The sequence below is a fragment of the Comamonas sp. B-9 genome (genome assembly GCF_000410635.1).
In the GTDB taxonomy this organism is placed as follows: domain Bacteria; phylum Pseudomonadota; class Gammaproteobacteria; order Burkholderiales; family Burkholderiaceae_C; genus Comamonas.
Genome location: NZ_KE148643.1, coordinates 27,380 through 41,829 on the forward strand (window position 1 = coordinate 27,380; position 14,450 = coordinate 41,829).

General features: G+C 63.2%; 11 protein-coding genes and 1 pseudogene. 2 read left to right on the forward strand and 10 right to left on the reverse strand.

Going from position 1 to position 14,450, the window contains the following annotated elements:
- Positions 1 to 5: 5 nt before the first annotated feature.
- Positions 6 to 1,118: a YbdK family carboxylate-amine ligase gene (locus H928_RS0119780; protein WP_021028055.1), complete on the reverse strand. Its 1,113-nt coding sequence runs from the start codon at positions 1,116 to 1,118 to the stop codon at positions 6 to 8.
- Complete coding sequence (locus H928_RS0119785) at positions 1,108 to 2,415, reverse strand: cation:proton antiporter (RefSeq protein ID WP_239645029.1); 1,308 nt, start codon at positions 2,413 to 2,415, stop codon at positions 1,108 to 1,110. The genes H928_RS0119780 and H928_RS0119785 overlap by 11 nt, the downstream gene beginning before the upstream one ends.
- A gap of 744 nt (positions 2,416 to 3,159) precedes the next feature.
- On the opposite strand from H928_RS0119785, the gene H928_RS0119790 reads away from it, so the two are divergent.
- Positions 3,160 to 4,113 carry a bile acid:sodium symporter family protein gene (locus H928_RS0119790; protein WP_021028057.1) on the forward strand — a complete coding sequence of 318 codons (954 nt, stop codon included), beginning with the start codon at positions 3,160 to 3,162 and terminating at the stop codon, positions 4,111 to 4,113.
- A 22-nt stretch (positions 4,114 to 4,135) separates the two neighbouring features.
- Here H928_RS0119790 and H928_RS0119795 read toward each other — a convergent pair whose 3' ends face one another.
- The 4 genes from H928_RS0119795 to H928_RS0119810 all read right to left on the reverse strand — a co-directional run bounded on the left by H928_RS0119795 (position 4,136) and on the right by H928_RS0119810 (position 8,615).
- On the reverse strand, positions 4,136 to 5,020 hold the full coding sequence (locus tag H928_RS0119795) for a TIGR03915 family putative DNA repair protein (protein WP_021028058.1): 885 nt from the start codon (positions 5,018 to 5,020) through the stop codon (positions 4,136 to 4,138).
- A gap of 11 nt (positions 5,021 to 5,031) precedes the next feature.
- On the reverse strand, positions 5,032 to 6,360 hold the full coding sequence (locus H928_RS0119800) for a putative DNA modification/repair radical SAM protein (protein ID WP_021028059.1): 1,329 nt from the start codon (positions 6,358 to 6,360) through the stop codon (positions 5,032 to 5,034).
- 201 nt (positions 6,361 to 6,561) lie between these two features.
- Positions 6,562 to 7,536, reverse strand: coding sequence for a tripartite tricarboxylate transporter substrate binding protein (locus H928_RS0119805; protein ID WP_027011155.1), 975 nt, complete (start codon positions 7,534 to 7,536; stop codon positions 6,562 to 6,564).
- 131 nt (positions 7,537 to 7,667) lie between these two features.
- On the reverse strand, positions 7,668 to 8,615 hold the full coding sequence (locus tag H928_RS0119810) for a tripartite tricarboxylate transporter substrate binding protein (protein WP_043341197.1): 948 nt from the start codon (positions 8,613 to 8,615) through the stop codon (positions 7,668 to 7,670).
- A 266-nt stretch (positions 8,616 to 8,881) separates the two neighbouring features.
- On the opposite strand from H928_RS0119810, the gene H928_RS30305 reads away from it, so the two are divergent.
- Positions 8,882 to 9,523 (forward strand): DUF2621 family protein, encoded by a 642-nt coding sequence (locus H928_RS30305; RefSeq protein WP_021028062.1) that lies wholly within the window; start codon positions 8,882 to 8,884, stop codon positions 9,521 to 9,523.
- A 50-nt stretch (positions 9,524 to 9,573) separates the two neighbouring features.
- Here H928_RS30305 and H928_RS0119820 read toward each other — a convergent pair whose 3' ends face one another.
- The 4 genes and pseudogenes from H928_RS0119820 to H928_RS33670 all read right to left on the reverse strand — a co-directional run.
- Positions 9,574 to 10,860, reverse strand: a complete 1,287-nt coding sequence (locus tag H928_RS0119820) for a type II toxin-antitoxin system HipA family toxin (RefSeq protein ID WP_027011156.1) — start codon at positions 10,858 to 10,860, stop codon at positions 9,574 to 9,576.
- Positions 10,850 to 11,131 carry a helix-turn-helix transcriptional regulator gene (locus H928_RS31040; protein WP_084635884.1) on the reverse strand — a complete coding sequence of 94 codons (282 nt, stop codon included), beginning with the start codon at positions 11,129 to 11,131 and terminating at the stop codon, positions 10,850 to 10,852. The genes H928_RS0119820 and H928_RS31040 overlap by 11 nt, the downstream gene beginning before the upstream one ends.
- A 394-nt stretch (positions 11,132 to 11,525) precedes the next feature.
- Positions 11,526 to 13,358 (reverse strand): dihydrolipoyl dehydrogenase, encoded by a 1,833-nt coding sequence (gene lpdA / locus H928_RS0119825; protein ID WP_021028064.1) that lies wholly within the window; start codon positions 13,356 to 13,358, stop codon positions 11,526 to 11,528.
- Positions 13,359 to 13,373: 15 nt separating this feature from the next.
- Positions 13,374 to 14,450, reverse strand: a pseudogene (locus H928_RS33670) (2-oxo acid dehydrogenase subunit E2); the annotation flags it as partial.

Here is a 14,450-nt window from a genome sequence, read left to right on the forward strand (position 1 = left end):
TTGCGTCAATATCGGAAGCGCAAGGTCGACTGGCGCACCACCTCAGGGAGCTGCTGGGCCTGCGCGTAGGCTTCGCGCAAGCGGCTCGCATCGTTGACGCCTTCGTTGACGGTCTTGCGCAGCTGCTGCAAGGCCTCCTTGCTGTTCTCCGGCACATAGGACTGGATACGCTGCAAGGTGAGCAAGATATGCTCGCGCAACCCAAAGGATTCGCTGGTCGCCGGGTCCACATAGGCGCCTTCGAGTCCAAAACGGCAGGCCTGGAAGCGGTTGTAGGTGTAGACCAGGTAATCGTCCTCACTGGGCTCGAACGGCTCCTCGGCCAGGAACCAGGCGCCCAGCGCCTGCACATAGGCAGCCAGCGCCACGGCGCGCTCGATGGACAGCGGCGTGTCAAACACCCGCACCTCCACCGTGCCAAACTCGGGCTTGGGCCGGATATCCCAGTAGAAGTCCTTCATGCTGTGGATCACGCCGGTGGCAGTCATCTTGTCGTAGTAGCGCTCAAAGTCCTCCCAGTGCAGCGCAAACGGCGCCCGGCCCGAGAGCGGAAACGCAAACACCGAATTGAGCCGGGCAGAATCAAAGGCCGTGTCCTGCCCCTGCACAAAGGGGCTGGAGGCCGACAGCGCAATAAAGTGCGGGATATAGCGCGAGAGCCGGTGCAGCATCATCAAGGCCGCATCGGCCCCGGGGCAGCCCACATGCACATGCTGGCCAAAGATGGTGAACTGCTTGGTGAGGTAGCCGTAGAGCGCGGTGATCTCCTTGAAGCGCGGCTTGTTGTAGATGCGCTGCTGGTGCCACTGCTGAAACGGGTGCGTGCCGCCGCCGGCCAGCGCAATATTGAGTTTGTCTGCGGCCTTGACCAGCGCGTCGCGCGTGACGCTCAGCTGCTGGTACGCATCCTGGGCGTCGGTGCAGATGCCGGTCGATATCTCGATCATGCTGGTGGTCACCTCGGGCACGATGGAGCCGGGCACCTGCGCGTTTTTCAGCAGGGCCAGCATATCGGGGGCATAGGGCGTCAGGTCATAGTGGTTGGTGTTGACCAGCTGCAGCTCCAGCTCGACGCCGAGCGTCAAGGCCTCGGACTGGTGGAAGGCTTCAAGCGTCATGGCGTTTCTCCTTGCTGGTGAGGGCGGACAGGCCGATACCGCGGTGCGCCTCGCCACTGCGCCACAAAGCGAGCGAGGCCAGCAGCACGCCGATCACCTCGCACAGCACAATCATCGGCAGCGCGATGGACGACACGCTCACTGCCACTTCCGGGTTGATGGATGCCCATTGCGCCACCTGGGCCGAGGCCAGCAGCAAGGCGAGACCTGAGCTGGGCGACTGCGCGCAGGCCACCGGCCACTGGCGCAACCAGCCAATGCCGGTGCCCGCACCCAAGAGCAGCACGCCGCCCATCTTGCCCACCAGCCGCGCCAGGCTGACGGCAGCGACCAGGCTGATCAGCGCCGCGCTGGGTGCAATCTGGCCGGCCATGCTGGCCACCAGCACAAACATCAGCAAATTGAGCATGGTGTTGCCGGCCATAAAGGCCGAGGGCCAGACCATGGGCTTGGGGCTCAGGTTGCGCAGCATCACCCCGGCCAGCACAAAGCCCAGCGCGGCCGACCCGCCCAGGCGTTCAGCCATCAGGCTGGCCGCCACCAAGACCGCAATCATGTAGAGCGCGGTGGAATCGCTGCGCGAGGATTGCCAGCGCAGCACCGGCCACAGCGCGGCGGTGGTCAGCAGTGCCCACAGCAGGGTCAAACCCAGGCTCCACAGCAGATGGCCCATGCCGGCTGCCGTCAGCACCAGGCCCGATTGGGCATCGGTGCCGGCGACGGGCGACCAGGCCACGGTGACCACGAGGCCCAGCACCAGCGCATACATGCAGCCCAAGGTGGCCATCAGCAAGCTGCGGTCGGTCACGGCGCCGCTGGAGCGCAGATCGGCCGAGATGCGCAGCAGCACCGATGGCGAGGCGGCCATGGCCACCACGCCCACCCCCAGCGACACGGCCCAGCCCATGCCCAGCAGTTGCAAGGTGGCGGTGACCAGCACCAGCGCAGCCAGCGATTCGACCAGGCTTTGCAACAGCAAAAATGGCTGTCGCACCAGCCATTTCAGGGAGATTTGCGAGGCCGCAATCAGCATGCTGGTGCCCACTGCCGTGTGCAGCAGCACCTGGGTGTTGCCCTGCAGCGGCCAGGGCAGATCGCCAAAGCCCAGCCAGCCAGCGAGCAGGCCCACCACGGTATAGCCCAGCATGCGCGGAAAACCGGTGAGTCGGAAAACTGCGTGCCCGGCGAGTGCGGCAGCTGCAACCAGCACGCACCAACTCATCAAGGGGCCCACACTGTGTTCAAGCCAGCCGCCGATCTGCGGCAGCGGCATGGAAGATGCTGCTTGGGGTGGCATATCTGCACCCTCCTCCAAAAAAGTGTGTCCAGCGCGCAGGCCGCCTGGCACAAAGCTATAGATGGTCTGGCAGTGCCGCTCTGTGGGGGACCAGCTTTGACAGCCAGTTCAGGGCGCGCATTGCGAGACGGGGGATGCAGCCGCACGGTGCCCAGGCACCTTGTTGCAGTTATGCATCAGATCGTTAACCAATCTCAACAACTCTACTGGATGATCTACCGATTGCCACCACAGCATGCCGGCGCTGGGCACAAAAAGCCTGCAGTCCTACAATACAGGCCGCGTGAGCCGCTCTTTTTACCAGGCTGGTGCGCCAAGCACCCAGCCCCGCATTGGCGCCCAAGCGTGCTATTTGGAACGTAGCATGCGGTGGGTACAAAAGATGCCAGCATTCCATCGTTCAGCTGCACTGGCAAGCCCGGTGCCTGCACCTGCCCCAGCACCGCCAGGCCTTGCGCACCTATATCCGACTGCGCCGTGATGCCACCGGCCGCTCGCCCCAACCAGTTGCAGCCGTAACCGTATGATCGCGGCTCTGATGCGGCCAGCCACAAGCTCCCAGCGCCTGCCCGCTACCCACCGGTAGCGCCGCGTTCACCGCCCTTTTGCTGCCCCGGACCGCTATCCCCTGCCCGGCCAGCACCGCCGCGGCCACGCATCAACCACTCCCTGCTTTTTAGCCCCTGTGCATCCGGCTTTGTCCCTCTGCGCAGTCTGGGGCCCGTTTTTGGTCTGGATATTTCCGTGCTTGCCTTGTTGACCCGTCTTTTCCCCGTCTGGGCGGCTGTGATGGCGCTGATCGCCTACAGCGCGCCTTCGGCTTTCCTGGGCTTCAAGCCCCACATCGCCCAGCTGCTGATGCTGATCATGTTTGCGATGGGCGTAACCCTGCGCGTGGCCGATTTCAGCCGCGTGCTGCAGCGCCCGGCCCCGATTGCAGCCGGCCTCTTCCTGCACTACCTCATCATGCCGCTGGCCGCCTGGCTGATTGCCAAGGCGCTGAACATGCCGCCCGAGCTGACGGCAGGTATGGTGCTGGTGGGCAGCGTGGCGAGCGGCACGTCATCCAATGTGATGATTTTTCTCTCCAAGGGCGATGTGGCGCTGTCGGTGACGATCAGCGCGCTGTCGACCCTGGTGGGGATTGTGGCCACGCCACTGCTCGCGCGCCTCTACATCTCGGCCTCGATCGATGTGCCGGTCAGCGCGCTCTTGATGGAGATTGCGCAGATCGTGCTGCTGCCCATTGGCCTGGGCCTGCTGCTGAACCATTTTTGGCATGCGCAGATCAAGCGCGTCGAGCGCCTGCTGCCCCTCGTATCGATGGTGGCAATCTTGTTGGTGCTGTCCACCGTGGTGGCCTTGAGCCGTGACCGCATTGCCACCGTCGGCGGCGTCGTGGTAGCGGGCGTCATTGCGCACAACCTGATCGGCTACCTGGGTGGCTACTGGGGTGGTCGCCTGCTGGGCTTTGACAAATCGGTCTGCCGCACACTGGCGATTGAGGTGGGCATGCAGAACTCGGGCCTGGCAGCCAGCCTGGGCGCCAAGTTCTTCAGCCCCATGGCCGCGCTGCCGGGCGCCATTTTCTCGGTCTGGCACAACATCTCGGGCTCGCTGCTGGCCGGTTACTGGTCCAGCCGCCCCACAGGCACCGCCAATGACCATGTGCGCCGAGAAGACGTCTCGCTGCACTGATCTTGCAGATCCGCACGGCTGATCAGGCGCGCTCAGCGGCTGGCTGCGCCGCCAGCATCAGCCCGGTGCGGCTGCGCGCACCTGTGACCAGGCCGCTGATCAGCTGCGTCTCGGGCAGGTTCTTCCAGTAGCGGCGCGGCATCTCGCGCAGCATGGCCTGCTCCTTGAGCCGCGCCGGGTTGAAGGTCGATTGGTAATAGGCCAACCACAGCGCCTCGCCCGCATCGGGGCCCGGTGCCTGGGCTTGCGTGGCGCCAGGCCCCCATTGCAGGCATTCCTGGTCCCAGAGCACGCTGCAGTCCGGCGTCAGAATCGCCCAGCGCATATTGCTAAAGCGCTCCCTGAAAAAGCCCGAGGCGGCGCGCACGATGTGGTGCTCGGGCTCGAACCAGGCCACATGCAGCGGCGCGCCCTTCTCGTCCTGCGCGGGCCTAAAGCGCACAAAGGCATGCATCTTGTGGATCTCGCGCCCCACCGCCCGGGCCAGGCGCTCAATCTCGCGCCAATCGGCATCCAGCGCATCGCCCGCCAGGCTGGGCATGGCCTGCAGCCGCGACAACCAGCGGTAACACAGCATAAAGCGGCCCGGGTTGCGGTGGCAGCAGGCATGGCGCAGCACGGCCAGCTGGGGTTTGCGGATATGCACCGGCTGGCCGGGTGCGATGGCCAAACGGTCCAGCGCATCGGGGGTGATAACGCGGGCTGGGGCATCGGTACTAGCATCGGCAGCAGCATCCGCAAACAAATCACCATCCTCGGCCTGGGTGGCCAGCGCATCCGTCCAGCGCCAATGCACCACCTCAGGCGCAGCGCCCAGGGCCAGCAATACCCGCGCCGCTTGGCGGAAGCCGGTAAAGTCATCCGGTGCGTCCAACATCACCGTCAAGCTGTCGTTCTCTGCCTGCATGCCTGGCCTCCTCAAAACAAGGCTATCTGCGCCGCAGCCGCCAACTGCATGCCGCTGTGCCGGCGCTGCACGGCGCCCTGCCCCATCTGGGCCAGCAGCTGTTGGCGCAAGCTGGGGCTGTCGAGCATGGCCAGCGGCGGGTGGTAGTCGTCGAGCTCGACAAAAGGCAGCACCTTGCTGGTGGCCACACGCAGCTGCTGCAGATCGGCCAGCCGCAGCCGGCGCACCCGGCGAGCGGTCAGCAGACGTTCGACACTGCCGACACCCAAGCCCGGCACGCGCAGCAGCCAGGACTTGGCCGCACGGTTCAAATCTACCGGGAAATGCTGGCGCTGCGACAGCGCCCAGGCGAGCTTGGGGTCTAGCTCCAGATCGAGCATGCCGCCGGCCGCTGGTGCGGTAATTTCTGCCGGGCTGAAACCGTAGAAGCGCATCAGCCAATCGGCCTGGTAGAGCCGGTGCTCGCGGATCAGCGGCGGCGCCTGCAGCGGCAGATCGGACGAGGCATCGGGGATGGGGCTGAAGGCCGAGTAGTAGACCCGGCGCAGGCGCTGGCCGGTGTAGAGCGCGCTGCTGGTGAGCAGAATGGTCGCATCATTGGCACTGTCGGCGCCGACAATCATCTGCGTGCTTTGGCCGGCCGGCGCATAGCTGGGCGCAGCCGCGCGGGCCGCCTGGCGCTGGCGGGGCAGCGATACCAGCTTGCTGCCCTGCTGGTCTTGCGTCTGCTGCCGCGCGACCTCGATATGTTCTGCCACCTGGTGCATGGCAGAGGCAATGCCTAGCGCATCTTTCTCGGGCGCCAATTGCTGCAGGCCTTGCTGCGTGGGCAGCTCGATATTGATGCTGAGCCGGTCCGCATAGCGGCCCGCCAGGGCCAGCAGCTCAGGGGCAGCATCCGGAATCGTCTTGAGGTGGATATAGCCGCGAAAATCATGGTCCTCGCGCAGGCTGCGCGCCACCTCCACCAGCTGCTCCATGGTGTAGTCCGACGACTGGATGATGCCGCTCGACAAAAACAGGCCCTCTATACAGTTGCGGCGGTAAAAGTCCAAGGTCAGGCCCACCACCTCGGCCGCGCTAAAGCGCGCACGCTGCACATTGGAGCTTTTGCGGTTGATGCAGTAGCGGCAGTCGTAGATGCAGAAGTTCGTCAACAGAATCTTGAGCAGCGAGACGCAGCGGCCATCGGGCGTATAGCTGTGGCAGATGCCCATGCCCTCGGTCGAGCCCATCCCCTTGCCGCCCAGGGAGTTGCGGGGCTTGCTGCCGCTCGATGCGCAGCTGGCATCGTATTTGGCGGCATCGGCCAGGATCTGAAGTTTGGCGAGGGTTTGCATAGATACTGTGTATATGTACAGTATTCTAGCAAAACCCCCACAGCTTCGCCAGTGCGGGCGCGGTCCCGCTTGGGGAAGCGCCCCTCTGGGATGGCTGGAGGCGTGGGCCGGTTGAAGGTAGATTCTTGCAAATACTGTATATAAATACAGTTATCTCCAAAACCAATACCGTCTTAACGCCATTCGGCCATCAATGCTGGATCAAGCCTGCGGCCTCAGCTTGGCCAGCACGGCCTTTTCCTTGACGGTGGACTCGGCGGCAAACTTTTTGTAATCAGCGCTGTTCATGTAGATCGGCAGCATCTCAAAGCGCTGCAGCATGGCCTGGTAGCTTTCCATCTCCATCGCTTGCTTGAAGGAAGTGTGCAAGGCAGCTTGCACATCAACCGGCATGCCCTTGGGGCCCACCAGGCCAAAGGGCGAGTACTGCGTGGTCGGCAGGCCCAGTTCGATCAAGGTGGGGGTGTTGGGCAAGGTCGGCAGGCGCTTTTCGGTCCAGACATTCAAGGCGACCATGCGGCCCTGGTCCACATAGGGGATGACGGCGCTGGTGTCTGCCGCGACCATCACCTCGCCCGCCATCGTGGCGCGCATCAGCTCGGACGAGCCCTTGTAGGGCACATGCACCACATCCAGGCCCAGCTGCTGCGCAATGATGGCGGAGGTGACGTGGGGGGACGTGTAGGTGCCGGTATTGCCCAAGGTCAGCTTGCCAGGATTGGCCTTGGCCCAGGCCACCACATCCTGCCAGCTCTTGAGGCCGGACTGGGTGCTGGCCACCATGCAGAACGCATAGCCGGTGACATTGATGATGTAGCTCAGGTCCTCCACCGGGTTCCATTTGAGGCCGGTGGTAAAGGGCAGGCGCATCACGCTCATCGGCAGCTGGGCGATGGTGTAGCCATCCGCTGCCGTGTTCTGCAACTGGGTCGCGGGCAGCGAGCCAGCAGCGCCAGGGCGGTTCTCCACCACAATCGGCTGGCCCAGCACCTTGGCGGCGTTCTCGGCCAGTTGGCGCATCGTCAGATCGGTCGGCCCACCGGCCGGAAAAGCCACCACCAGCTTGATCGCCCGGGTGGGGAAGGTCTTGCTGGCATGGGCCAGCGATGCGCCCGCCCCCATCCATGCACCGGCTGCCGTGGCAGCCCCCGCTTGCAGCATGCTTCTGCGCGTCAACACCATATCTTTGTCTCCATTTCGGTCTATAGGCGACAAAGAGTGTAGAAAAGCGCAGCCAGGCGCCGCGACGCCTGGGCGACATGGTCGGTGGCGCGTAAGGACTCTGGCTGCGATCCCCGGTGGTGGCCCTATTCCACCGTCGCGCCCGACTGCTTGACTGCCTTGCCCCATTCGGCAATTTCGCTGGCCACAAAGCGGTCCATCTCCGGGCCACTGGTCGGCGCGGGCTCGGAGCCCCGGTCGCGGATGAACTTCTGCATCTCGGGGCTGCTGAGGATGGCCACCGTCTCTTGGTTCAGCTTGTCGACGATGGCTTTGGGCGTGCCCTTGGGAGCCATCAGGCCCAGCCAGCCGACAGCCTCAAAGCCCTTGAACTCCGGCAGGCCCGATTCAGCAATCGTGGGCACCTGAGGCAGCTGGCTGGAGCGTGTGGCCGAGGTCACGCCCAGCGGCACGGCCTTGCCGGCCTGGATATTGGCCAATGCGGCGGTGACCGAATCGACCATCAGCGGCACCTGGTTGCCCAGAAAATCCGCCTGGGCCGGGCCGCTGCCTTTGTAGGGAATATGTTCGATCTGCAGCGCCGCGCGGGCCTTGACCATCTCCGCGCTCAAATGCTGGGTGCCGCCAATGCCGGCGCTGGCATAGCTCAGCTTGCCCGGCTCTGCGCGGGCCTTGGCGACCAGGTCGTTCATGCTTTTGATGCCACTGGCCGGGTTGGCCAGAAAGACCAGGGGCACCTTGGCGATCAAGCTGATGCCGACCAGGTCCACTCGGGGATCGAAGTTCACCTTTTTGTACAGGGTCTGGTTCACCGCCATCGCGCTGCCCGCGACCAGCAAGGTGTAGCCGTCGGCCGCGCTGCGCGCCACCTGCTCGGAGCCGATATTGCTGCCCGCGCCGGCTTTGTTCTCTACCACCAGCGGCTGGCCGAGCTTCTGCCCCAGCTTGTCGGCCAGCGCACGGGCAAAGATATCGGTGGCCTGGCCGGGCGGGAACGGCACGAACAGCTTGATGGGCTTGTCCGGATAGGCAGCAAGGGCCGGGCTGGCTGCAACGGCCAAACTAGCGGCCATCGCCAATGCGGCAGCAGAAGTGAGCGCGTGGGGGGTCATGGGTTGGGTCTCCTGATGGGCTGCAGCGGCATTGGCGAGAAGTGCCGATGCGCTGCGCAAGCTTTGTTTAGCCGGGATCTTCGCCCATCCAGAGGCGAATGGGCAGCCTGGGCTGTCTCCAAGACAACTGCCAGTGGCTCTGCCAGAAATGACATCCATGATCAGTTCTGATCAAAGCACTGCCCGGGCGGCTATCATCGGCGCTGTTATTTTTATCCCCGCATGCCATGTTTTTCGGAATCAGCCACCTTGTCCTTCCCTGCAGCGATCTGGAAAAGGCCACGCATCTCTGGCGTGATGTGATCGGCTTTGCCGCTGCGCGCAGCGGCGAGGGCTATGTTGATATCGACACCGGCAGCGCCTTGCTGCGGCTGCTGCAGGTGCCCAAGGTGGAGTCGCAGACAAGCCTGCGCCTGCAGGTGGCCGATGTGGCCCAGGCCTACCAAGCCCTGTTGGCGGCAGGCAGCAGCTCTCGCTATGCGCCGATGCGCACCCCCGAGCTGGAAGAAATGGCCTGTGTGAGCGATGCCGATGGCCATGCCATCGTGCTCTGGCGCGCCTTGACCGAAGACGAATGGGGCTTTGTGCCCGAGCTGCCCAAGCAAGGCGAATGGACCGCCGATGCCGAGGACCTGCTGCAACGCCTGCTCGCCCATGTGCCGGCGTTCTTTCGCATGCTGGCCCGGCGCAAGACCACCCGCGTCATCGAGCAACTGGCGCAAGAGGCGCGCAGCCCCGTCACCCGCGATTGGGTCATCAAAGGCTATATCACCGCATCGGCCAAGGTCACACGCTTTCGCCTGGTGGAGCCGCTGCGCGCTGAAGGTATCGACCTGGATGACTACCGGGCGGAGTTTGACTACGAATGAGGGCTAGGCTGCGCCTTGCTTGCGATACGCATGGGCGCCTGGCACTCAGTTCAAGCTGCACTCAGTTGTTGGACGGTCTCAGCGCAGCGCTGCTCGATCAAACTGCACACCAGCTCGACAACTGCATGCCGGGAAAAACCATGCTGTGGGGCGCTCTGTAGTTGCCGCGCCGCAGCAGGCAGGCTTTGCGCAAGCGCGAGGATGCGCTTTTTGGTCGCAGCCTTGGCCAAGCCCGCGTCCTCTGCGAATTGCTCCCAATGGCGGCTGCGCAGCTCACCAAATCGGTACTTGCCACCCAACTTCATGGCCATCTTGTCCGTCAGCGCGGGGTAAACCGCTGTCGACAACAGATCGTACAAAGGTGCGAGCACGGTGGCATTGCGCCCCGCCTGTTGGCCATAGAGCAGCGAAAAGTTCTTGGCATGCGCATCATGGTTGCCGATCAGCGCATTGAAAATGACAGCGTCCAGCATGCGCAGCACCTGTGGGGCATTCGGTCGCGTCACCCCACGCAACAGCCCAAAGCACTGGGCCAGATCCGGGCCGCCTTCGTTTTGGTACTTCAACTCAGGCACGACGCCCAGTGCCTGGCAAAAGTCTTCCTGGTGCAGACGAACACGCTGCCCGCCCTCCTCGGTGTTGCGGTCATAACGCTCTACAAGCAGAAAGCTATGTCCCCAAATGCTATGGATGCGTGCCTGTGCCGGGCGCAGTCCCATCGCCTGAGCCAGCAACATGCAAAAGCCTTCATTGGCTACGCTGTCCTCAACCGCATGGATGGCAGGTTTCAAAATATGGCTGCTCGGTGTGCCGTTACGTGGCAGACCGATGCGTGGTTGCGTTTGGTGCATGTCATCCACCACCACCGGAAGCTTGTCCTGCGCCCCTGCCAGTGACAGACGCAGCCCATCCGCACCGGCCAACATGGGACGGCGTGGCAGCTCTTCCAAAATGGCTGCAAGCTGGCTGTCGGTCTGCCAGTCCACATCATCCCCGCCGGCAGCCAAGGGCAATTGCTGGCCAGGGTCCAGAAAACTGACCGCGCCCGCGCATTCGCCGCCGATGCGGTCGAGCAAAGCGAAGTCGTTCTGCCTGGAGATATGAAAATGCTGCGCAATCAGGCGGCGCATCTGCCCTTCTGGCAGCAGGCCGGCAAAGAATGGCCGTGATTCGATGTCATCAAAGGCTGCATCTCGCAAGGGCAGTGACTGCGACAGAGCGATGGCATCCGGCTGTGCCAACCAAGTTGGCGCGTAGGTAAAGCACAGTCTGCCATGGCGCAGCGACAGCTCGCCTGCCAATTGCCCCAGCAGCCAGACATTCAGCTCATGGGCCACGGTGGCCTCCTTGGCTGATGGCATGTACCTGCCGGCGCTGGTCATCACTACCACCCCCTGGCAAGCCCGAGAGCTGCAACTGGCCGCCTAGCGCGTCGACCACACGGAGCACATTTTCAAGACGCACTGTTGGCTTGCCAGACTCCAAGTCAACAACGAACCGCGTGCCCACTCCCGCAGCCAGCGCCAATGCTTGCTGGGTAAGCCCCAGCTGCTTTCGCGCCAGACGCAGCGCTGCGGCCAGTTGTTCTGCATTCTGGATAGAGGACATGCTGTGTTGATTTAAAAATTCCCGATCGGGAAATTATCACCCTTTTGCGGCCAAAAATCCAGCTTTATTCCTGATCGGGAATATTTAACACCTCAAGAACCCAAAATACCGCCAAAAAACCCGATCGAGATTTTTTGCTTCAGCCCATCTGACGAATATCCCCAACATCGGCAGGAACCAAAGACCCGAATTGGTACCAGCGTGGCTCAGTCGTGCATTCAAAATGCCAACTTAAAAATAACTTCAACTTGCTGTTTTTATTAAGAAATTTCACCAAATTTCTGCAGCTATTGCCAACTTCCAGGCATCTTCAAAAGTACGCAAGGTTGCCACTCCCATAAAAAAGACAGCCCGAAGGCTGTCCTTTTGCAGAGTGGCTCAAGACCGGCTGGTCTTACTTGCGCGCTGGCGGCACATCGGTGCAGGTGCCATGGGCCACTTCCGCAGCCATGCCAATGCTCTCGCCCAAGGTGGGGTGCGGGTGGATGGTCTTGCCGATGTCCACGGTGTCTGCACCCATCTCGATGGCCAGTGCGATCTCGCCGATCATGTCGCCGGCGTGCGTGCCGACCATGCCGCCGCCGAGGATCTTGCCGTGGCCATGGGCTTCGGGCGAGTCGTCGAACAGCAGCTTGGTAAAGCCTTCGTCGCGGCCATTGGCAATGGCGCGGCCCGACGCAGCCCAGGGGAACAGGCCCTTCTTGACCTTGATGCCTTGGGCCTTGGCCTGGTCTTCGGTGAGACCCACCCATGCCACTTCGGGATCGGTGTAGGCCACCGATGGGATCACGCGGGCATTGAAAGCGGCAGCGGCCAGCTCCTTGTTGCCTTGCAGCTCACCAGCGATCACTTCAGCGGCCACATGCGCTTCGTGCACGGCCTTGTGTGCCAGCATGGGCTGGCCCACGATGTCGCCGATCGCGAAGATGTTGGGCACATTGGTGCGCATCTGGATGTCGACATTGATAAAGCCACGGTCCGTCACGGACACGCCTGCAGCCTCTGCGCCGATCTTCTTGCCATTGGGCGTGCGGCCCACGGCTTGCAGCACCAGGTCGTAGACCTGGGGTTCGGGCACGGTCACGCCGTCCTTGGCAGGCTCGAACGAGACCTTGATGCCTTCGGGCGTCGCTTCGGCGGCCACGGTCTTGGTGTTGACCATGATGTTGTCAAAGCGCGGTGCGTTCATCTTTTGCCAGACCTTGACCAGGTCGCGGTCAGCGCCTTGCATCAGGCCATCCATCATCTCGACCACATCCAGGCGTGCGCCCAGGGTGCTGTAGACGGTGCCCATTTCCAGGCCGATAATGCCGCCGCCCAGGATCAGCATGCGCTTGGGCACCGCCTTCAGATCGAGTGCGCCGGTGGAATCGACCACGCGCTCGTCCTTGGGCATGAAGGGCAGATGCACGGCTTGCGAGCCCGCAGCGATGATGGCCTTCTTGAACTGCACGACCTTCTTGGCGCCGGTCTGGTCCTGGCCGTCGCCCGAGGTTTCCTGCACCTCGATGTGGTTGGCACTGACGAAATTGCCATAGCCGCGCACGATCGTGACCTTGCGCATCTTGGCCATCTGGCCCAGACCGCCGGTCAGCTTGCCGATGACCTTTTCCTTGTGGGCGCGCAGCTGGTCGATATTGACCTCGGGCGCGGCGAACTTGACGCCGGCGACTTCCAGGTGCTTGACCTCGTCCATCACGGCCGCCACATGCAGCAGTGCCTTCGATGGGATGCAACCCACGTTCAGGCAGACGCCGCCCAGGGTCTTGTAGCGCTCGATCAGCACCACCTTGAGGCCCAGATCAGCGGCGCGGAAGGCCGCAGAGTAGCCGCCTGGGCCGCCGCCCAGCACGACCACGTCACAGTCTTCATCGACCTGGCCGCTGTAGTTGCTGGCCACCGGTGCCGGCGCTGTAGCAGCAGGCGCCGCTGCTGCAGGAGCCGGAGCGGGCGACGAGGCTGCAGGTGCAGCAGCAGCAGCTGCGCCTTCTGCGGCTTCCAGCGACAGGATCACCGAGCCTTCAGCGACCTTGTCACCGATCTTGATCTTGAGCTCCTTGACCACGCCGGCATGGCTCGACGGGATCTCCATCGAGGCCTTGTCCGATTCGACGGTGATCAGCGACTGGTCCTTGGCGACGGTGTCGCCAGGCTGCACCAGCAGCTCGATCACGCCCACTTCAGCGAAATCACCAATGTCGGGGACTTTGATATCTACGATTGCCATAGTGTGCGTCTCCGATTACAGGATGATGCGGCGGTAGTCCGCCAGCACCTGGCCCAGGTAGGCATTGAAGCGAGCGGCCGAGGCGCCATCGATGACGCGGTGGTCGTACGACAGGCTCAGTGGCAGCATCAGACGTGGCACAAACTGTTTGCCGTCCCAGACCGGCTTGATCGCCGATTTGGACAGGCCCAGGATGGCCACTTCGGGGGCATTCACGATAGGCGTGAAGTGCGTGCCACCAATGCCGCCCAGCGACGAGATGGAGATGCAGCCGCCTTGCATGTCGGCCGCGCCCAGCTTGCCGTCGCGTGCCTTCTTGGCCAGCTCGCCCATTTCTGCGCTGATCTGGATGATGCCCTTCTTGTCGGCATCCTTGAGCACCGGCACCACCAGGCCATTGGGCGTGTCTGCCGCAAAGCCGATGTTGAAGTACTGCTTGTAGACCAGGGTGTCGCCATCGAGGCTGGTGTTGAACTCAGGGAACTTCTTGAGTGCAGAGACCAGGGCCTTGATCACAAAGGCCAGCATGGTGACCTTGACGCCGCTCTTCTCGTTTTCCTTGTTCGTGGAGACGCGGAAGGCTTCGAGCTCGGTGATGTCGGCCTCGTCATTGTTGGTGACGTGCGGGATCATCACCCAGTTGCGGTGCAGGTTGGCGCCCGAGATCTTCTTGATGCGCGACAGGTCCTTGCGCTCGACAGTGCCGAACTTGCTGAAATCGACCTTGGGCCATGGCAGCAGATCGAGACCTGCGCCAGAGCCGCCACCAGCGGGCGCCTTGGCTGCCTGTGCCTTGGTCTGCACGGCACCGGCCATCACCTGCTTGGTGAAGGCTTGCACGTCGTCGGCGGTGATACGGCCCTTGTTGCCCGAGCCCTTGACCTCGTCCAGTTGCACGCCCAGCTCACGCGCAAACTTGCGCACCGATGGCGATGCATAAGGCATCGCGCCCGAAGGCGGCACGGTGGGGTTGTGGGCCGGCACGGCAGCAGCCGGTGCAGCGGCAGGTGCTGCTGCAGGGGCTGGAGCGCTGGCAGCGGGGGCCGACGCAGCAGCTGCGGGGGCTTGTGCGGCGGGGGGCGGCGCCGGGGG